This is a genomic window from Pseudomonas sp. 2VD, from assembly GCF_005503585.1.
Lineage (GTDB): Bacteria > Pseudomonadota > Gammaproteobacteria > Pseudomonadales > Pseudomonadaceae > Pseudomonas > Pseudomonas aeruginosa.
In genome coordinates, this window is record NZ_SCND01000004.1 from 1 (window position 1) to 17,206 (window position 17,206).

Here is a 17,206-nt window from a genome sequence, read left to right on the forward strand (position 1 = left end):
TTCCTGCACGTAAGGTCGGTCAAGCGGGTCGAGCGGCGATCCCCAGTTCCTCCGGCAATCGGGTCGGACGGCGGATGCGCACCCGTTTCTGCCGGTTCAGCTCGCCGCTTTCGAGACTCACCAGGCTCTTGGCCACGCCGAAGGCCTTGCCGAGGAAGGCCAGCAGATGGGCGTTGGCCTTGCCCTCCACCGGCGGTGCGGTGAGGCGGATCTTCAGGCGTTCGCCGTGCAGCCCGGCGAACTCGTCGCGGCTCGCCTTGGGCTGCAGGTGGCAATCGAGGAGCAGGTCCTCGCCGTCCCAGCGGTAGAAGCTCAGAGGAAGATGCTCAACTGCTGGGGCATGCCGGTCATGGCCGCCAGGTTGTTGATCACCAGCATGTCGATCAGCTTCAGCGCGAGGAACGCGAAGATCGGCGAGAGATCCAGTCCGCCGAGGTTCGGCAGGAGCTTGCGGAACGGCATCAGCAGCGGTTCGCAGATCTGGTTCACCAGTTGCGCGCCGGGGTTGTAGCTGCCCGGGGCGACCCAGGAAAGGATCACGCTGATGATCAGGGCGAAGAAGAACACCTTCAGGAACAGCGAGGTGACGGCGATGATCGACCAGATCAGCAGTTGCATGATGAAGCCGCCGACGCCGTAGCCCATCAGCATCAGGATCAGGATCATCAGCACCAGCTGGATCAGGATCGCCAGCACCAGCGAGGCCAGGTCGATCCCGCCGAAGCCGGGGATGATCCGCCGCAGCGGGTTCAGCAGCGGCTTGGTGGCGCGCACGATGAACTGGCTGAGGGGGTTGTAGAAGTCCGCGCGGACCAGTTGCAGGATGAAGCGCAGCAGCACGATCAGCAGGTAGAGGCTGCCGAGGGTCTGGAGGATATAGATAGCAGCGGTGTTGAGGCCGATCATCGACTACTCCTTATTGGCCAAGCTGTTCGGCCAGCTCGGCGGAGCGCTGGCTGGCGGCGTTCAGGGCCTGCTCCACCAGTGCTTCGAAGCCGTTGGCCTGGAAGGATTTGATCGCCGCCTCGGTGGTGCCGTTGGGCGAAGTCACCCGGCGCCGCAGTTCGGCCGGCTCGACCTCGCTGGACAGCGCCATCTGCGCCGCGCCGAGGGCGGTCTGCAGGGTCAGGCGCGAGGCTGTCTCGCGGGACAGGCCGAGCTTCTCGCCGGCGTCGGTCATGGCCTGCATCAGCAGGAAGAAATACGCCGGGCCGCTGCCCGACACCGCGGTCACCGCGTCGATCTGCGCTTCGTCGTCCAGCCACAGGGCGATGCCTACCGCAGACAGCAGCTGCCCGGCCTGCTCGCGTTGCGCGGCGCTGACCTGCGCGTTGGCGTACAGCCCGCTGGCGCCCTGGCGCAGCAGCGCCGGGGTGTTGGGCATGCAGCGGACCACCGGGCGCGGCTGGCCGAGCCAGGCTTCGAGGCTGGCGCAGGGGATGCCGGCGGCGATGGAGACGATCAGTTGCTCCGGCTTCAGCGCCGGCGCCAAGGCCTGGCACACGGCTTTCATGGCCTGCGGCTTGACCGACAGGACCACGACGTCGGCGTCGGCCACGGCCTCGGCGTTGGACTCGACCACGTCGATGGCGAACTCGCCGGCGATCTTCGCGCGTTGCTCGGCGCCCGGGTCGCTGGCGCGGATCTGCGCCGCCGGCACGCCTTGGGCGCGCAGGCCGCCGATCAGGCTGGCGGCCATGTTGCCGGCGCCGATGAACGCTATGCGGGGTGTGCTCATAGGGGATTCCTTCAAGAAGCCGGCGCGCCGTAGTCGCGGGCGCCGAACAGGGCGGTACCGATGCGGACCCAGGTCGCACCTTCGCCGATGGCTGCCTCGAGGTCGTCGCTCATGCCCATGGACAGGGTGTCCAGGCCAAGGTTCAGGTCTAGCAGCAGTTCGCGCAGGCGGGCGAACGCGGCGTGTTGCGCGGCGCGTTCGGCGGTGGGTTCGGGGATGGCCATCAGGCCACGCAATCGGAGGTTGGGCAGTTGCTTCACGGCCTCGGCCAGGGCCGGCAGGTCCTCGGGGGCGCAGCCGGACTTGCTGGCTTCGCCGCTGACGTTGACCTGCAGGCAGACATTCAGGGGCGGCAGCCCGGCCGGGCGTTGCTCCGACAGGCGCTGCGCGATCTTCAACCGGTCCACCGAGTGCACCCACTGGAAATGCTCGGCGATGGGCCGCGTCTTGTTCGACTGGATGGGGCCGATGAAGTGCCAGTTCAAGGGTAGGTCGGCCAGTTCGGCCTGCTTGCCGAGGGCCTCCTGCAGGTAGTTTTCGCCGAAGTCGCGAAGGCCGGCGGCGTGCGCCTCGCGCACCGCGGCGGCGGGCTTGGTCTTGCTCACGGCGAGCAGGCCGACCGTGGCCGGATCGCGCCCCGCAGCTTGCGCTGCCTCACGGATGCGTGCGGCAACCTTTGCAATATTCTCTGCTATCGTGGACATTACCTGCGCCCTATGGAAGTGCGGTCGGCGTCGGCTAGACGCCCTCGAAACCGCCGGCCTCGATGGCCATCTTCCTGTTCCAGTGTCGAGGTTCCGCGTCTGGCGCAGGACACCACGCGTGTCCTGGAAGCACCCTGGTTCATCCGGTGTTTTCCTTGTCCGAGACGGCGGCTTTGGCGGCATTCTACCTGCTTGCTTGTAATTGGGGAGTCCCATGGATATTACCGAGCTGCTCGCCTTCAGTGCCAAACAGGGCGCTTCGGACCTGCACCTCTCCGCCGGCCTGCCGCCCATGATCCGGGTGGATGGCGATGTACGCCGGATCAACCTGCCACCGCTGGAACACAAGCAGGTGCATGCGCTGATCTACGACATCATGAACGACAAGCAGCGCAAGGACTTCGAGGAATTCCTCGAGACCGACTTCTCCTTCGAGGTGCCGGGCGTCGCGCGTTTCCGGGTCAACGCCTTCAACCAGAACCGTGGCGCCGGCGCGGTATTCCGGACCATTCCCTCCAAGGTACTGACCATGGAGGAGCTTGGCATGGGAGAAGTGTTCAAACGTGTTTCAGACGTCCCGCGCGGGCTGGTACTGGTCACCGGGCCGACCGGTTCGGGCAAGTCCACCACCCTGGCGGCGATGCTCGACTACCTGAACAACACCAAGTACCACCACATCCTCACCATCGAGGACCCGATCGAATTCGTCCACGAATCGAAGAAGTGCCTGGTCAACCAGCGCGAGGTGCATCGCGACACCCTCGGCTTCAGCGAAGCGTTGCGCTCGGCGCTGCGGGAGGACCCGGACATCATCCTGGTCGGCGAGATGCGCGACCTGGAGACCATCCGCCTGGCCCTGACCGCGGCGGAGACCGGCCACCTGGTATTCGGCACCCTGCACACCACCTCGGCGGCCAAGACCATCGACCGGGTGGTCGACGTGTTCCCGGCCGAGGAAAAGGCCATGGTTCGCTCGATGCTCTCCGAGTCGCTGCAATCGGTGATCTCGCAGACCCTGATCAAGAAGATCGGCGGCGGCCGGGTGGCGGCCCACGAGATCATGATCGGCACCCCGGCGATCCGCAACCTGATCCGCGAGGACAAGGTCGCGCAGATGTATTCGGCGATCCAGACCGGCGGCTCGCTGGGCATGCAGACCCTCGACATGTGCCTCAAGGGCCTGGTCGCCAAGGGCCTGATCAGCCGCGAGAACGCCCGCGAGAAGGCGAAGATCCCGGAAAACTTCTGATCCTGGCGCCGATCCGCCGCGCTTCGCCCGAATCCCGGAACTGCGTCTAGGATTCAAGAGCGGGAGAGCGGTACCGTAGGCGCATTCCTACCTATCCTTGCCGGCGAGCGCGTCCAGCGCCCGCTCGCCCGCATCCGGCTCGCCGTCGCGGCGCGCCCCTGAGTGAGCGAGAACATCATGGAATTCGAAAAGCTGCTGCGCCTGATGGTGGAAAAGGGCGGCTCCGACCTGTTCATCACCGCCGGCGTACCGCCGTCGATGAAGGTCAACGGCCGGGTGATGCCGGTGACCAAGACGCCGCTGTCGCCGGAGCAGACCCGCGAGACCGTGCTAGGCGTGATGAACGAGCAGCAGCGCCGCGATTTCGCCGAGAACCATGAGTGCAACTTCGCCATCAGCGCCCGCGGCATCGGCCGCTTCCGGGTCAGTGCCTTCTACCAGCGCAACCTGGTGGGCATGGTATTGCGCCGGATCGAGACCAACATCCCGACCCTGGAAGAGCTGAAGCTCCCGGAAATCCTCAAGAAGCTGGCGCTGACCAAGCGCGGCCTGGTGATCTTCGTCGGCGCCACCGGCACCGGCAAGTCCACCTCGCTGGCGGCGATGATCGGCTACCGCAACAAGAACTCCACCGGGCACATCATCTCCATCGAGGACCCGATCGAGTACATCCACCAGCACCAGGGCTGCATCGTCACCCAGCGCGAGGTGGGGCTGGACACCGACTCCTTCGAGGTGGCGCTGAAGAACACCCTGCGCCAGGCGCCGGACGTGATCATGATCGGCGAGGTGCGCTCGCGGGAGACCATGGACCACGCCGTGGCCTTCGCCGAGACCGGCCACCTGTGCCTGGCGACCCTGCACGCGAACAACGCCAACCAGGCGCTGGAGCGGATCATCCACTTCTTCCCGGCTGATCGTCATGGCCAGGTGTGGATGGACCTGTCGCTGAACCTCAAGGCCATCGTCGCCCAGCAACTGGTGCCGACCCCCGACGGCAAGGGGCGGCGGGCGGTGATCGAGGTGCTGCTGAACACCCCGCTGGCCGCCGACCTGATCCGCAAGGGCGAGGTGCACGAGCTGAAGCCGCTGATGAAGCGCTCCACCGAGCAGGGCATGCAGACCTTCGACCAGGCGCTGTACCAGCTCTACACCCAGGGCGAGATCACCTACGAGGACGCCCTGGCCCACGCCGACTCGGCCAACGACCTGCGCCTGATGATCAAGCTCGGTTCGGAAAGCGACGCCGACCACCTGTCGAACCTGACCCAGGGCCTGAGCCTGGAAATCACCGACGACGACCCTGCCGGCCGGCGCTTCCGCTGAACCGCCTTCAGTAGGCCAGCGGCTCCTCGGCCTGGGCGCAGGCCGAGGTTTCCAGTTGCAGGGTGCTGTGTTCGATCTCGTAGCGGTCGTGCAGCAGCGCCTTCACCGTGCCCAGCAGCGCCTCGGCGTCGACCAGGGCCGGGTCGTAGACCAGATGGCTGGTCAGGCTGATCTTGCCGCTGGTGATCGACCACACATGCAGGTCGTGCAGCCCGGTCACGCCGGGAATCCCCAGCAGCGCTTCGCGCAGCTCGGCCAACTGGATTTCCTTCGGCACCCCTTCGAGCAACACATGCAGGCTCTCGCGCAGCAGGATCCAGGTGCGCGGCAGGACCCAGAAACCGATCAGCACCGCCACCAGCGAGTCGACCCAGGCCCAGCCGGTGAAACGGATCACGATAGCGGCGACGATCACCCCCAGCGAGCCGAGCATGTCGCTCCAGACCTCCAGGTAGGCGCCCTTGACGTTCAGGCTGTTGCCCTGGGCCGGCGCCAGCAGGCGCATGCTGGCCAGGTTCACCAGCAGACCGAGCACGGCGATCACCAGCATGCCCACGGACTGGATCTCCGCCGGCTGGTTGAGCCGCTCGTAGGCCGCGTAGAGGATATAGAAGGCCACGCCGAACAGCAGGAAGGCGTTGAACGCCGCGGCGAGGATCTCGAAGCGGTGGTAGCCGTAGGTCAGGCGATCGTTGGTCGGGCGCCTGGCGATGTTGATCGCGGCCAGGGCGATGGCCAGGGCCACGGCGTCGGTGAGCATGTGCGCGGCATCGGAGATCAGCGCCAGGCTGCCGGTGAGGATGCCGCCGACGACCTCCGCGACGAGGAAGCTTCCGGTCAGCAGCAACGCCCATTTCAGGCGGGTCGAGTTGGTCTGGGCGAAGCTGTGCTCGTGTCCGGCGCTCATGGCGGCTCCTGTGGGGCGGTGGCGGCAGCACCAGCCTACAGGATAGGCAATTGCAAAACTGTCATGCGCCGGGCCGCTCTGGCGCGGCGTCCGCCGCTCCGCTAACCTGCGGCTCAGGCGCGGCCGCAGCCGCGCACGGAACGAGGGGGGACGCATGACTCAACAGCACGACACCCATAGCAAGGCCATCGGCTACCTGCTGTGGATCTTCGGTTTCACCGGTTCGCACCGCTTCTATTACGGCAAGCCGATCACCGGGACGATCTGGTTCTTCACCTTCGGCCTGTTCTTCATCGGCTGGATCATCGACCTGTTCCTCATCCCGTCGATGGACCGCGAGGCCGACCGGCGCTTCCAGGGCGGCAATCTGGACTACAACGTGGCCTGGATCCTGCTGACCTTCCTCGGCGTGCTCGGCGTGCACAGGATGTACATGGGCAAGTGGATCACCGGGATCATCTACCTGTTCACCGGCGGCCTGTTCTTCCTCGGCGTGCTCTACGACTTCTGGACCCTCAACGGACAGGTGTCCGAGCGCAACGGGCCGCAGCGCATCTGAGGCTCGTCGCCAGACGCGAGAAGCCCGCCATCCGGCGGGCTTTTTCATGGGTGTCGCCGCGGTCGGCAGGGAATTCCTCCGGCGGGACTTAAGGAACCAAAGGTTCTAACGTTCTACCTGTAGGTTATTGGCGCCCGCGCGCGCCAGCCCCTATGGTCTGCAAGCCCCAGAACGGATAGGTGCAATGGCTCACGAGGCCGCGCACCGTATCGCTCCGTGCGGAAACACCGAAAGGAGAAAAGATGACTTCCGACTCACGCCCCGCCGTGCTCGACCTGATCGGCAACACCCCGCTGGTTCGCGTGACGCGCTTCGATACCGGCCCCTGCACCCTGTTCCTCAAGCTCGAATCGCAGAACCCCGGCGGCTCCATCAAGGATCGCATCGGTGTCGCCATGATCGAGGCCGCCGAGCGTGACGGCCGCCTGCGGCCCGGTGGCACCATCGTCGAGGCCACCGCCGGCAACACCGGTCTCGGCCTGGCCCTGGTCGGCCGCGCCAAGGGCTACCGGGTGGTGCTGGTGGTGCCGGACAAGATGTCCACCGAGAAGGTCCTGCACCTGCGCGCCATGGGCGCCGAGGTGCACATCACCCGCTCGGACGTCGGCAAGGGCCATCCGGAGTACTACCAGGACGTTGCCGCGCGCCTGGCGCAGGACATTCCCGGCGCCTTCTTCGCCGACCAGTTCAACAACCCGGCCAACCCGCTGGCCCACGAGTGCGGCACCGGCCCGGAGCTCTGGGCGCAGACCGGCCACGATCTCGACGCCATCGTCGTCGGCGTCGGCTCCTCCGGTACCCTGACCGGCCTTACCCGGTTCTTCCAGAAGGTCCAGCCGGAGCTGGAGATGGTTCTTGCCGACCCCGAGGGCTCGATCATGGCCGAATACTCCCGCTCCGGCACCCTGGGTACGCCGGGGTCCTGGGCGGTGGAGGGCATCGGCGAGGATTTCGTGCCCGCCATCGCCGACCTCTCCAGCGTGCGCCATGCCTATTCCATCAGCGACGAGGAAAGCTTCGCCATGGCCCGCGAGCTGTTGCGCGTCGAGGGCATTCCCGGCGGCTCCTCCACCGGCACCCTGCTGGCCGCGGCGCTGCGCTTCTGCCGCGAGCAGAAGGAGCCGAAGCGGGTGGTCAGCTTCGTCTGCGACACCGGCACCCGCTACCTGTCGAAGATCTACAACGACCAGTGGATGACCGACCAGGGCCTGCTGCAACGCAAGCACTACGGCGACCTGCGCGACATCATCGCGCGGCGCTTCGAGGAGGGCCGGGTGATCAGCGTCGGTCCGGACGACACCCTGCTCACCGCCTTCCAGCGCATGCGCCTGGCCGACGTTTCGCAATTGCCGGTGCTGGACGATGGAAAACTGGTCGGTGTGATCGACGAGTCGGATATCCTGCTCGGCGTCCACGCAGACGCGCCACGCTTCCGCGATGCGGTAAGCAGCGCGATGAACGCCGCGCCGGAGACCCTCGCGCCCGGCGCCAGCCTGGCCCAGTTGCAGGCGGTCCTGGACCGCGGCCTGGTGGCGATCGTTGCCGATGCCAGCGGCTTCCACGGCCTGATCACCCGTTTCGACCTGTTGAACCATTTGCGGAGAAAGCTCACATGAGCCAGCACGACCAGCATCCCGACGCCCCGGCCCAGGCCTTCGCGACCCGGGTCATCCACGCCGGGCAGGCCCCCGATCCCTCGACCGGCGCGATCATGCCGCCGATCTATGCCAACTCCACCTACATCCAGGAAAGCCCCGGGGTACACAAGGGGCTCGACTACGGCCGCTCGCACAACCCGACCCGCTGGGCCCTGGAGCGCTGCGTGGCCGACCTCGAGGGCGGCACCCAGGCCTTCGCCTTCGCCTCCGGCCTGGCGGCGATCTCTTCGGTGCTGGAATTGCTCGACGCCGGTTCCCACATCGTTTCCGGCAATGACCTCTACGGCGGTACCTTCCGCCTGTTCGAACGGGTCCGCCGGCGCAGCGCCGGGCATCGCTTCAGCTTCGTCGACCCGACCGACCTGCAGGCCTTCGAGGCCGCGCTGACCCCGGAAACCCGCATGGTCTGGGTGGAAACCCCGAGCAACCCGCTGCTGCGCCTCACCGACCTGCGCGCCATCGCCCAGCTCTGCCGCGCCCGCGGCATCATCAGCGTGGCCGACAACACCTTCGCCAGCCCCTACATCCAGCGCCCCCTGGAACTGGGCTTCGACGTGGTGGTGCACTCCACCACCAAGTACCTGAACGGCCATTCCGACGTGATCGGCGGCATCGCCATCGTCGGCGACAACCCGGACCTGCGCGAGCGCCTGGGCTTCCTGCAGAACTCGGTGGGCGCCATCTCCGGGCCGTTCGACGCCTTCCTCACCCTGCGCGGGGTGAAGACCCTGGCGCTGCGCATGGAGCGCCATTGCAGCAACGCCCTGGCCCTGGCCCAGTGGCTGGAGCGCCAGCCGCAGGTGGCGCGGGTCTACTACCCCGGCCTGGCTTCGCACCCGCAGCATGAGCTGGCGAAACGGCAGATGCGTGGCTTCGGCGGGATGATCTCCCTCGACCTGCGCTGCGACCTGGCCGGCGCCCGGCGCTTCCTGGAGAACGTGCGGATCTTCTCCCTGGCGGAGAGCCTGGGCGGGGTGGAAAGCCTGATCGAGCATCCGGCGATCATGACCCACGCCAGCATCCCGGCGGAAACCCGCGCCGATCTGGGCATCGGTGACTCGCTGATCCGCCTGTCGGTGGGCGTCGAGGCGCTGGAGGATCTGCAGGCCGACCTGGCGCAGGCGCTGGCGAAGATCTGAGGCTCCGCAGGGAGCGGCGCCGACCGGCGCGGCTGCTGGCCATCGGGTGTTCCCGGCGAGCATGCCTCGGCGGATAACGCTCCGCGTTATTCGCCCTGCCGTTGAGGCGGGTTGGTGGCAGAGGCTGGGATAGGGCGCCCGCCCCGGCAACGGATACGCCCCCGGAATCGCGAACGCGAAGATGAAAAAGCCCGCCGGATGGCGGGCTCTTTCATGGTGGCAGGGATCAACCCTCGTGGGTCAGGTGTCCGTCCACCAGGGTGTAGCGCACTCGTCCCGGCAGGCAGTGACCGACGAACGGGCTGTTCTGCCCCTTCGAGTACCAGCTCTCACCGGCCAGGGTCGAACCCTGCGGGTCGAACAGCACCAGGTCGGCGGCCTGGCCCACCGCCAGGCGCCCGGCAGGCAGGCGCAGGGCCTGGGCCGGGCCGTGGGAGAGGCGGGCGAGCAGGGTCGGCAGGTCGAGCAGGCCGTCCTGCACCAGCGTCATCGCCAGCGGCAGCAGCAGCTCGGCGCCGCTGATGCCCGGCTCGGTGGCGGCGAACGGCGCGTTCTTGGCGTCCGCCTCGTGGGGTTGGTGGTGGCTGGCGATGGCTTGTACCACGCCGTTCTTCACCGCCTCGCGCAGGGCTTCGCGGTCGGCCCTGGTGCGCAGCGGCGGTTGCACGTGGTAGAGGCTGGAGAAGCCCACCAGCGCTTCGTCGGTGAGGATCAACTGGTACAGCGCCACGTCGCAGGTCACCGGCAGGCCACGGGCCTGGGCCTGGGCGACAAGTTCGATGCCGCGGGCGCTGGTCAACTGGCTGAAGTGCGCGCGCACGCCGCTCTGTTCCACCAGCAGCAGGTTGCGGGCCAGGGCCACGGTCTCGGCGGTTTCCGGGATCCCCGCGAGGCCGAGGAAGCTGGCGGTCGGGCCTTCGTGGGCGAGGCCGCCTTCGGCGAGATCGGTGTCCTGCGAGGTGAAGATCACCGTCAGGTCGAAGGTCGCCGCGTACTCCAGGGCGCGCCGCAGGATGCGGTTGCTGGCGAAGCCATGCAGGCCATTGGTGAAGGCCACGCAACCGGTGTCGCGCAGGGCCACCAGTTCCGACAGTTGCTCGCCGCCGAAGCCGCGGGTCAGCGCGCCGATGGGGTAGACCTTGGCGTTGCCGGCCTCACGGGCGCGGTCGAGGATCAGCTCGGCCACCGCCGGGGTGTCCAGCACCGGCCGGGTGTAGGGCGGGCAGCACAGGCTGGTGGTGCCGCCGGCCGCGGCGGCGCGGGTCTCGCTTTCGACGTTGCCCTTGCGTCCGTAGCCCGGCTCGCGCAGGGCGACGCTGAGGTCGACCAGTCCCGGCGCGGCCACCAGGCCGGCGCCGTCGAGGGTCTTCTGGGCGCTGAAGCCGGCCGGCGCGGCGCCGATGGCGACGATCTTGCCGGCCTCGATGTGGAGGTCGCCGACCTGGTCCAGGCCGCTGGCCGGGTCGATGACGCGGGCGCCTCGGATACTGATGGTCATTCGGCGTCCTCCTGTTCCAGCTGGCGTTGGGTGTTCTGGCCGCTCATGGCCATGGACAGCACCGCCATGCGGATGGCGATGCCGTAGGTGACCTGGTTGAGGATCACCGACTGGGCACCGTCGGCCACCGCCGACTCGATCTCCACGCCACGGTTGATCGGGCCAGGGTGCATGACGATGGCATCCGGCTTGGCCAGCTTCAGGCGCTTCTCGGTCAGGCCGTAGAGCTTGAAGAACTCGCCCTCGCTGGGTAGCAGGCCACCCTGCATGCGCTCGCGTTGCAGGCGCAGCATGATCACCACGTCGACGTCCTTCAGGCCTTCGTCGGCGTTGGTGAACACGCGCACGCCGTACTGCTCTTCCAGTCCGATCGGCAACAGGGTGCGCGGGGCGATCACGCGGATGTCCGGGCAACCCAGGGTCTTGAGCGCCAGCATGTTCGAACGGGCTACTCGCGAATGCAGGATATCGCCGACGATCGCCACCGATAGCTGCTCGAAGTTCCCTTTGTGCCGGCGGATGGTCAGCATGTCGAGCATCCCCTGGGTGGGGTGCGCGTGGCGGCCGTCGCCGCCGTTGATCACCGCCACGTTGGGGCTGACGTGCTCGGCGATGAAGTGCGCCGCGCCCGAGTCGCTGTGGCGCACCACGAACATGTCGGCGGCCATCGCCTCCAGGTTGCGCAGGGTGTCGGTGAGCGTCTCGCCCTTGCTGGTGGAAGAGGTGGATACGTTCAGGCTGATCACGTCGGCCGACAGCCGCTGGGCGGCCAGCTCGAAGGTGGTGCGGGTGCGCGTGGAGTTCTCGAAGAACACGTTGCAGACGGTCTTGCCGCGCAGCAGCGGGACCTTTTTCACCGCGCGGGCGCCGACTTCCAGGAAGGAGTCGGCGGTATCGAGGATTTCGGTGAGCAGCTCGCGGGGCAATCCGTCGAGCGAGATGAAGTGGCGCAGCTGGCCCTGGTCGTTGAGCTGCAGCGGGCGCTTGGCGTCTGTCGGCATGGGGCAGGCCCTAGTGAAGAGGATCAGGAAGCGGAGGAAAGGACCTTGCGCTCGAGGGCGAGCGGTGCGGGACCGACCAATTTTACCCGTTCATCGCGACCCAGGGACAGGGTCTGGCCGACCACGTCGGGGCGGATAGGCAACTCCCGGGCGTTCAGGTCGAGCAGGCAGACCAGGGTCACGCTGGCCGGACGGCCGTAGTCGAACAGTTCGTTGAGCGCGGCGCGGATGGTGCGGCCGCTCATCAGCACGTCGTCCACCAGCACCAGGTGCTGGCCGTCGATCTCGAACGGCAGCGCCGACGGGCGGACCTGCGGATGCAGGCCGTTCTGGGTGAAGTCGTCGCGGTAGAAGGAGACGTCGAGGGTGCCCAGCGGCTCTTGGTTGCCCAGTTCCCTCAGCAGCGCCTCGGCGACCCAGATGCCGCCAGTGTGGATGCCGACGAAGCGCGGCCGCTCGATGCCTCGCTCGGCGAGATGGGCGCGCAGGTCGCTGGCCATGCGCGGCAGGAGTTCGGCGGGATTGGGTAGGCTCATGGTGGCTCCTCGCTGACATCGATGGGATGGCCGCCGGGAGAGCCCGCTGTAGGGAGGCGCCCGCGGTGGCGAAAGCATAATGGCAACCGGCGGCGTGCCGGCTGCCATGGGTCAATCCGGGTGTTCGGCCAGCCAGCCTTCCAGCAGCAGGGCGGCGGCCAGGGCGTCCACCGGTCGCTCGCGGTAGCCGTCGCGCTGGCCCTGGGCCAGGCGCTCGCCCTTGGCGGCATAGGTCGTGAGGCGTTCGTCGTGGGTAAAGACCGGCAGGTTGAAACGGCCGTTGAGGCGGCGGCCGAACTTTTCCGCGCGCTCGCTCATCTCGCTTGGGCTGCCGTCCATGTTCAGCGGCAGGCCGACGACGATGGCGTCCGGCTGCCATTCCTTGATCAGCGCTTCCACCCGGTTCCAGTCCGGCACGCCGTTCTGCGCCTTCAATACGCACAGCTCGCGGGCCTGGCCGGTCACCGCCTGGCCGACGGCGACGCCGATCTGCCGGGTGCCGTAGTCGAAGCCCAGCAGCAGGCGCAGCGGCTTGTCGCTGGCCATCAGGCGTGACCGGCCTGGGCGGTGAGCAGGCTGAGGTTGACGCCCAGGCGTGCGGCGGCGGCGCTGAGGCGCTCCTCGGCCGGCAGGTCGAAGAGGATCGCCGGGTCCGCCGGGCAGGTCAGCCAGGCGTTGTCGCTCAGCTCGGCCTCCAGCTGGCCGGCTTCCCAGCCGGCATAGCCGAGGCTGATCAGGCTCTTTTCCGGGCCGGTGCCGGCGGCGATGGCGAACAGCACGTCCTGCGAGGTGGACATCGCCAGCTCGCCCAGTTCCAGGGTCGACTGGTAGCTCAGGCCGCTGGGATGGAGGACGAAGCCGCGGTCGGTCTGCACCGGGCCGCCGTTGTAGATGTCGATGTGCTGGCAGCGCGCCGGCGGCAGGGCGTCCGGCTTGAGCTGTTCGAGGACTTCCGCCAGGTTGAGGCCGCTGGGACGGTTGATCACCAGGCCCATGGCGCCCTGCTCGTTGTGTTCGACCAGGTAGGTCACGGTCTGGGCGAAATTGGGGTCGGCCATGTGCGGCATGGCGATCAGGAAATGATGCTTGAGGTAGGTTGGGCTGCTCTGTTTCATGGCCGCTAGTGTCCTGCTTCGGACGCGAGAAAGCCAGCCTTGCCGGCGTTACTTGCTGGACAGCCGGTCGCCGCGTTCGAAGCGCCAGGTACGGATGATCTCCAGCCGGTCGATGTCGGCCAGGTCGCCGCTGAACGGCGCATAGGGCGCGGCCAGGCGGACGATGCGCTGGGCGGCCTGGTCGAGGATCGGCTCGCCGGAAGACTCCAGCACCTGCACCTCGTAGATGGTGCCGTCGCGGTTGATCGACACCAGCAGCCGCAGGCTGCCGTAGAGCTTCTGCCGGCGGGCCTCGTCGGGGTAGTTGAGGTTGCCGATGCGTTCGATCTTCTTGCGCCAGTCTTCCTTGTACCAGGCGCCCTTGTCGCGCATGGTCGAGGCGGCGCTCAGGCGGTGGATGCGCGGGCGCTTGGCGTAGGCCTGCTGCTCCTTGGCCAGGTCGGCCTCGAGGCTGGCGATTTCCGCCGACAGCTGGGTTGAGTCGAAATGCGGCGCCGGCTTGGCGACCTGCTCGGCCTTCTGTGCCTGGGTCTTGCTCGGTGCCTTCTGCTGGCGCTGGCGGGTGGTGGTCACCGCGGCCTTGGGCGCCTCTTCGCTCCTGGCCTGCTTCGGCGTAGCCGGCGGCGCGACTTTCTTCACCTGGTTGTCCTGGAACGGCGCGACCTCGGTGGTCTTCGGCGCGGCCTTGTGCTCCAGGGTACCGCTGCCCTGCTGGTTCATCTGCGCGAGGTAGTCGGCCTTCTCCGGCGTCTTGTCGCTCTTGAAGGTGGCCAGGGTGATTTCCAGGGTCTTGCTGATCTGGCTCGGCGCGGGCATGGAGAAGCCCACCCCGAGGATGAAGGCGACGTGCAGGATGGCTGCGATGAACAGGGTGAAGCCCAAACGGTCCGCCGGGCGGACGCCGGCAGCGGCGGAGGGGGACTTGAGGACGGCGGCGTTCATTGCGGATCGTGGTGGCTGGCGTGGGGCGAAGTCTGCCGATGGGGGGCGGAAAAGTCTATGACGCACTCCGCGCCTTGGACACGCGGTCGCTCGCCGTGGCGCATCGGCCGGGCCGAGACGGGCGGACCGAGGCCCGCCCGCGCGATTCAGCGGGCAGCCAGCTGGGCGGCGATGGCGTCCATCAGCTTGTCGCCGATTCGGGTGTCGAAGGCCTGGTCGATCTCGCGGATGCAGGTCGGGCTGGTGACGTTGATTTCCGTCAGATAATCGCCGATCACGTCGAGGCCGACGAACAGCAGGCCGCGCTCGCGCAGGTGCGGGCCGACCTCGGCGGCGATCCAGCGGTCGCGCTCGCTCAGCGGCTGGGCCACGCCGCGGCCGCCGGCGGCGAGGTTACCGCGGGTCTCGCCCTGGGCGGGGATGCGCGCCAGGCAGTAGGGCACCGGTTCGCCGTCGATCATCAGGATGCGCTTGTCGCCGTCCTTGATTTCCGGCAGATAGCGCTGCGCCATGATCTGCTGGCTGCCATGCTGGGTGAGGGTCTCGAGGATCACCGAGAGGTTCGGGTCGCCTTCGCGGTGACGAAATATCGACGAACCGCCCATTCCGTCCAGGGGTTTGAGAATGATGTCACGATGCTCGGCGGCAAACTCGCGCAGAATATCGGATCGCCGGCTGACCATCGTCGGCGGAGTGCACTGGGTGAACTGCGTGGCGAAGAACTTCTCGTTGCAGTCGCGCAGGCTCTGCGGCCGGTTCACCACCAGGGCGCCGGCACGCTCGGCCTGTTCCAGCAGGTAGGTCGAATAGACGAATTCGTTATCGAAGGGCGGGTCCTTGCGCATCAGGATCACGTCCAGTTCGTGCAGCGGTTGGTCGCTTTCCGCTTCCAGTTCGAACCAGCGGGAGGCATCGTTGAAGACCTTCAGCGGGCGCATGCGTCCACGCGCGACGCCGGCCTTCTGGTAGAGGTCCTGCTGTTCCATGTAGAACAGCGACCAGCCGCGGGCCTGGGCAGCCAGCAGCATGGCGAGCGAGCTGTCCTTCTTGAAGTTGATGCGCGCGATGGGGTCCATGACGATCCCGAGGCGTACGCTCATGGGAATTCCTCCGAAAGGGGGTGGGTTGTCCGGTCGCGGCGGGGAGGCCGCGTGGCAAGCGGGTTTGACGCTCAGGTTGGCGCCCCGTTTGCGCTTGGTCAAGGAAAAAGCCGGCCTGTTCCGGGCATTATGGATAGAGTTGCGTCGAGTGTGCTAAAAAGGCCCGCGATTGGGTCGCAGCCCGTCGGTGACAGGGCGTTAGCGCACTGAAGAAAACACAGAAGAATGATTCACCGAGTCGATATAGGGCGAACATGGAACAGCAATCCGACGGTTTGAAAGTGATGGTGATCGACGATTCGAAAACGATTCGTCGCACCGCCGAAACACTGCTGAAAAAGGTCGGTTGCGACGTGATCACGGCAATCGACGGCTTCGATGCCCTGGCGAAGATCGCCGATACCCATCCGAACATCATTTTCGTCGACATCATGATGCCGCGCCTGGATGGCTATCAGACCTGCGCCCTGATCAAGAACAACAGCGCGTTCAAGTCCACCCCGGTGATCATGCTGTCCTCCAAGGACGGCCTGTTCGACAAGGCCAAGGGGCGCATCGTCGGCTCCGACCAGTACCTCACCAAGCCGTTCAGCAAGGAAGAGCTGCTGGGCGCGATCAAGGCACACGTACCCAGCTTCACCCCGGTGGACGCCGTTTCCTGATATCCGGCCGCATGGCCGTTGATGCTTATTTCGTGATGGGGATCCCATGGCTCGTATTTTGATTGTTGATGACTCTCCGACCGAGATGTACAAGCTGACCGCCATGCTGGAAAAGCATGGTCACCAGGTACTCAAGGCCGAGAACGGCGGCGACGGCGTCGCCCTGGCCCGCCAGGAAAAGCCCGACGTGGTCCTGATGGACATCGTCATGCCCGGCCTCAACGGCTTCCAGGCGACCCGTCAATTGACCAAGGACGCCGAGACCAGCGCCATCCCGGTGATCATCGTCACCACCAAGGACCAGGAGACCGACAAGGTCTGGGGCAAGCGCCAGGGCGCTCGCGACTACCTGACCAAGCCGGTGGACGAAGAGACCCTGCTGAAAACCATCAATGCGGTGCTGGCGGGCTGAGCCCGTCGCAGCGCATCGCTCACCCTGACCCCGGAAAGACCAGGCCCCGCATGTCGGACGTTCAGACCCCCTTCCAGCTCCTCGTCGACATCGATCAGCGCTGCCGACGCCTGGCCGCCGGCCTGCCGGCCCAGCAGGAGGCGGTGCAGAGCTGGAGCGGGATCGGCTTCCGCATGGGCGGGCGGTTCTTCGTCGCCCCCATGGGGGAGGTCGGCGAAGTCCTGCACGAACCGCGCTACACCCAGCTGCCGGGCGTGAAGACCTGGGTCAAGGGGGTGGCCAACGTACGTGGCCGCCTGCTGCCGATCATGGACCTCTGCGGTTTCCTCGGCACCGAACTGTCGCCCTTGCGCAAGCAGCGGCGGGTGCTGGTGGTGGAGCACCTGGACGTGTTCGCCGGCCTCATCGTCGATGAGGTGTTCGGCATGCAGCACTTCCCGGTGGACACCTTCAGCGAACAGCTGCCGCCACTAGAAGCGGCACTGCAACCCTTCATTCATGGCGTCTTCCATCGAGAGCAGCCGTGGCTGGTGTTCAGCCCGCATGCGCTGGCGCAACACCAGGGCTTCCTCGACGTCGCCGTATAAACAGCTTCACCGGTTGGGCCGGTCTGCCGGCCCGTGTCGTGACATGGAAATCGTAATCGTGGTCGGTCCGGGC

20 protein-coding genes are annotated in these 17,206 nt (G+C 66.9%); 8 read left to right on the top strand and 12 right to left on the bottom strand.

The features are described 5' to 3' along the window. Positions 1-19 precede the first annotated feature (19 nt). Genes FFS27_RS00815 through FFS27_RS00830 form a run of 4 tightly spaced genes read right to left on the bottom strand, consistent with a single transcriptional unit; the run spans position 20 to position 2,442 of the window. A complete protein-coding gene (locus tag FFS27_RS00815) occupies positions 20-316 on the bottom strand; it encodes a DUF167 domain-containing protein (protein ID WP_031628111.1) in 297 nt (98 codons plus the stop codon). Then, positions 313-906, bottom strand: a complete 594-nt coding sequence (locus tag FFS27_RS00820; protein ID WP_003084544.1) for a YggT family protein — start codon at positions 904-906, stop codon at positions 313-315. Before FFS27_RS00820 ends, FFS27_RS00815 begins: the two co-directional genes overlap by 4 nt. A 10-nt stretch (positions 907-916) precedes the next feature. Then, positions 917-1,738, bottom strand: a complete 822-nt coding sequence (proC, locus tag FFS27_RS00825; protein ID WP_003084546.1) for a pyrroline-5-carboxylate reductase — start codon at positions 1,736-1,738, stop codon at positions 917-919. 11 nt (positions 1,739-1,749) lie between these two features. After that, the gene (locus FFS27_RS00830; protein WP_003084549.1) at positions 1,750-2,442 is read right to left on the bottom strand and encodes a YggS family pyridoxal phosphate-dependent enzyme; all 693 of its coding nucleotides are present in this window, start codon (positions 2,440-2,442) and stop codon (positions 1,750-1,752) included. 214 nt (positions 2,443-2,656) lie between these two features. Here FFS27_RS00830 and pilT point away from each other — a divergent pair, with 214 nt between their 5' ends. Beyond that, positions 2,657-3,691, top strand: coding sequence for a type IV pilus twitching motility protein PilT (gene pilT / locus FFS27_RS00835; protein ID WP_003084552.1), 1,035 nt, complete (start codon positions 2,657-2,659; stop codon positions 3,689-3,691). A gap of 177 nt (positions 3,692-3,868) precedes the next feature. Beyond that, complete coding sequence (gene pilU / locus FFS27_RS00840) at positions 3,869-5,017, top strand: type IV pilus ATPase PilU (protein WP_003110016.1); 1,149 nt, start codon at positions 3,869-3,871, stop codon at positions 5,015-5,017. Between the two features lie 7 nt (positions 5,018-5,024). Here the strand turns inward: pilU and czcD are convergent, their stop codons facing one another. Further along, the gene (gene czcD / locus FFS27_RS00845) at positions 5,025-5,924 is read right to left on the bottom strand and encodes a CDF family zinc transporter CzcD (RefSeq protein WP_003100957.1); all 900 of its coding nucleotides are present in this window, start codon (positions 5,922-5,924) and stop codon (positions 5,025-5,027) included. A gap of 154 nt (positions 5,925-6,078) precedes the next feature. Between czcD and FFS27_RS00850 the strand changes: the two genes are divergently transcribed. From FFS27_RS00850 to FFS27_RS00860, 3 genes are all read left to right on the top strand, one after another. Further along, positions 6,079-6,483 carry an NINE protein gene (locus FFS27_RS00850; RefSeq protein WP_003084560.1) on the top strand — a complete coding sequence of 135 codons (405 nt, stop codon included), beginning with the start codon at positions 6,079-6,081 and terminating at the stop codon, positions 6,481-6,483. 242 nt (positions 6,484-6,725) lie between these two features. Next, on the top strand, positions 6,726-8,099 hold the full coding sequence (locus FFS27_RS00855) for a pyridoxal-phosphate dependent enzyme (RefSeq protein ID WP_004365040.1): 1,374 nt from the start codon (positions 6,726-6,728) through the stop codon (positions 8,097-8,099). Continuing rightward, positions 8,096-9,280: a cystathionine gamma-synthase gene (locus FFS27_RS00860; RefSeq protein WP_003100953.1), complete on the top strand. Its 1,185-nt coding sequence runs from the start codon at positions 8,096-8,098 to the stop codon at positions 9,278-9,280. The genes FFS27_RS00855 and FFS27_RS00860 overlap by 4 nt, the downstream gene beginning before the upstream one ends. 226 nt (positions 9,281-9,506) lie before the next feature. Here the strand turns inward: FFS27_RS00860 and FFS27_RS00865 are convergent, their stop codons facing one another. From FFS27_RS00865 to gshB, 7 genes are all read right to left on the bottom strand, one after another. Further along, the gene (locus FFS27_RS00865) at positions 9,507-10,778 is read right to left on the bottom strand and encodes a dihydroorotase (RefSeq protein WP_003128956.1); all 1,272 of its coding nucleotides are present in this window, start codon (positions 10,776-10,778) and stop codon (positions 9,507-9,509) included. Beyond that, a complete protein-coding gene (locus FFS27_RS00870) occupies positions 10,775-11,779 on the bottom strand; it encodes an aspartate carbamoyltransferase catalytic subunit (protein ID WP_003084569.1) in 1,005 nt (334 codons plus the stop codon). The genes FFS27_RS00865 and FFS27_RS00870 overlap by 4 nt, the downstream gene beginning before the upstream one ends. Before the next feature lie 23 nt (positions 11,780-11,802). Next, on the bottom strand, positions 11,803-12,315 hold the full coding sequence (gene pyrR / locus FFS27_RS00875; RefSeq protein WP_003084574.1) for a bifunctional pyr operon transcriptional regulator/uracil phosphoribosyltransferase PyrR: 513 nt from the start codon (positions 12,313-12,315) through the stop codon (positions 11,803-11,805). A gap of 111 nt (positions 12,316-12,426) precedes the next feature. Next, positions 12,427-12,861: a Holliday junction resolvase RuvX gene (ruvX, locus tag FFS27_RS00880; protein ID WP_003084575.1), complete on the bottom strand. Its 435-nt coding sequence runs from the start codon at positions 12,859-12,861 to the stop codon at positions 12,427-12,429. Then, a complete protein-coding gene (locus FFS27_RS00885) occupies positions 12,861-13,430 on the bottom strand; it encodes a YqgE/AlgH family protein (protein WP_003084577.1) in 570 nt (189 codons plus the stop codon). The genes ruvX and FFS27_RS00885 overlap by 1 nt, the downstream gene beginning before the upstream one ends. 48 nt (positions 13,431-13,478) lie before the next feature. Beyond that, entirely contained in the window at positions 13,479-14,372 is an 894-nt protein-coding gene (locus FFS27_RS00890; protein WP_009315060.1) for an energy transducer TonB, read from the bottom strand. A gap of 146 nt (positions 14,373-14,518) precedes the next feature. After that, positions 14,519-15,472, bottom strand: a complete 954-nt coding sequence (gene gshB / locus FFS27_RS00895; protein WP_003100943.1) for a glutathione synthase — start codon at positions 15,470-15,472, stop codon at positions 14,519-14,521. Between the two features lie 254 nt (positions 15,473-15,726). Here gshB and pilG point away from each other — a divergent pair, with 254 nt between their 5' ends. Genes pilG through FFS27_RS00910 form a run of 3 tightly spaced genes read left to right on the top strand, consistent with a single transcriptional unit; the run spans position 15,727 to position 17,133 of the window. After that, complete coding sequence (gene pilG, locus FFS27_RS00900; RefSeq protein WP_003084583.1) at positions 15,727-16,134, top strand: twitching motility response regulator PilG; 408 nt, start codon at positions 15,727-15,729, stop codon at positions 16,132-16,134. 46 nt (positions 16,135-16,180) lie between these two features. Then, positions 16,181-16,546, top strand: coding sequence for a twitching motility response regulator PilH (gene pilH, locus FFS27_RS00905; protein WP_003084587.1), 366 nt, complete (start codon positions 16,181-16,183; stop codon positions 16,544-16,546). Between the two features lie 50 nt (positions 16,547-16,596). Next, a complete protein-coding gene (locus tag FFS27_RS00910) occupies positions 16,597-17,133 on the top strand; it encodes a chemotaxis protein CheW (RefSeq protein ID WP_003084590.1) in 537 nt (178 codons plus the stop codon). The last annotated feature ends 73 nt before the right edge of the window (positions 17,134-17,206 follow it).

What these genes read in the sequence shown, in the direction of transcription:
- FFS27_RS00820 (WP_003084544.1), bottom strand. Translation starts at nt 906, where the DNA reads ATGATCGGCCTCAACACCGCTGCTATCTATATCCTCCAGACCCTCGGC.
- proC (WP_003084546.1), bottom strand. Translation starts at nt 1,738, where the DNA reads ATGAGCACACCCCGCATAGCGTTCATCGGCGCCGGCAACATGGCCGCC.
- FFS27_RS00830 (WP_003084549.1), bottom strand. Translation starts at nt 2,442, where the DNA reads ATGTCCACGATAGCAGAGAATATTGCAAAGGTTGCCGCACGCATCCGT.
- pilT (WP_003084552.1), top strand. Translation starts at nt 2,657, where the DNA reads ATGGATATTACCGAGCTGCTCGCCTTCAGTGCCAAACAGGGCGCTTCG.
- pilU (WP_003110016.1), top strand. Translation starts at nt 3,869, where the DNA reads ATGGAATTCGAAAAGCTGCTGCGCCTGATGGTGGAAAAGGGCGGCTCC.
- czcD (WP_003100957.1), bottom strand. Translation starts at nt 5,924, where the DNA reads ATGAGCGCCGGACACGAGCACAGCTTCGCCCAGACCAACTCGACCCGC.
- FFS27_RS00850 (WP_003084560.1), top strand. Translation starts at nt 6,079, where the DNA reads ATGACTCAACAGCACGACACCCATAGCAAGGCCATCGGCTACCTGCTG.
- FFS27_RS00855 (WP_004365040.1), top strand. Translation starts at nt 6,726, where the DNA reads ATGACTTCCGACTCACGCCCCGCCGTGCTCGACCTGATCGGCAACACC.
- FFS27_RS00860 (WP_003100953.1), top strand. Translation starts at nt 8,096, where the DNA reads ATGAGCCAGCACGACCAGCATCCCGACGCCCCGGCCCAGGCCTTCGCG.
- FFS27_RS00865 (WP_003128956.1), bottom strand. Translation starts at nt 10,778, where the DNA reads ATGACCATCAGTATCCGAGGCGCCCGCGTCATCGACCCGGCCAGCGGC.
- FFS27_RS00870 (WP_003084569.1), bottom strand. Translation starts at nt 11,779, where the DNA reads ATGCCGACAGACGCCAAGCGCCCGCTGCAGCTCAACGACCAGGGCCAG.
- pyrR (WP_003084574.1), bottom strand. Translation starts at nt 12,315, where the DNA reads ATGAGCCTACCCAATCCCGCCGAACTCCTGCCGCGCATGGCCAGCGAC.
- ruvX (WP_003084575.1), bottom strand. Translation starts at nt 12,861, where the DNA reads ATGGCCAGCGACAAGCCGCTGCGCCTGCTGCTGGGCTTCGACTACGGC.
- FFS27_RS00885 (WP_003084577.1), bottom strand. Translation starts at nt 13,430, where the DNA reads ATGAAACAGAGCAGCCCAACCTACCTCAAGCATCATTTCCTGATCGCC.
- FFS27_RS00890 (WP_009315060.1), bottom strand. Translation starts at nt 14,372, where the DNA reads ATGAACGCCGCCGTCCTCAAGTCCCCCTCCGCCGCTGCCGGCGTCCGC.
- gshB (WP_003100943.1), bottom strand. Translation starts at nt 15,472, where the DNA reads ATGAGCGTACGCCTCGGGATCGTCATGGACCCCATCGCGCGCATCAAC.
- pilG (WP_003084583.1), top strand. Translation starts at nt 15,727, where the DNA reads ATGGAACAGCAATCCGACGGTTTGAAAGTGATGGTGATCGACGATTCG.
- pilH (WP_003084587.1), top strand. Translation starts at nt 16,181, where the DNA reads ATGGCTCGTATTTTGATTGTTGATGACTCTCCGACCGAGATGTACAAG.
- FFS27_RS00910 (WP_003084590.1), top strand. Translation starts at nt 16,597, where the DNA reads ATGTCGGACGTTCAGACCCCCTTCCAGCTCCTCGTCGACATCGATCAG.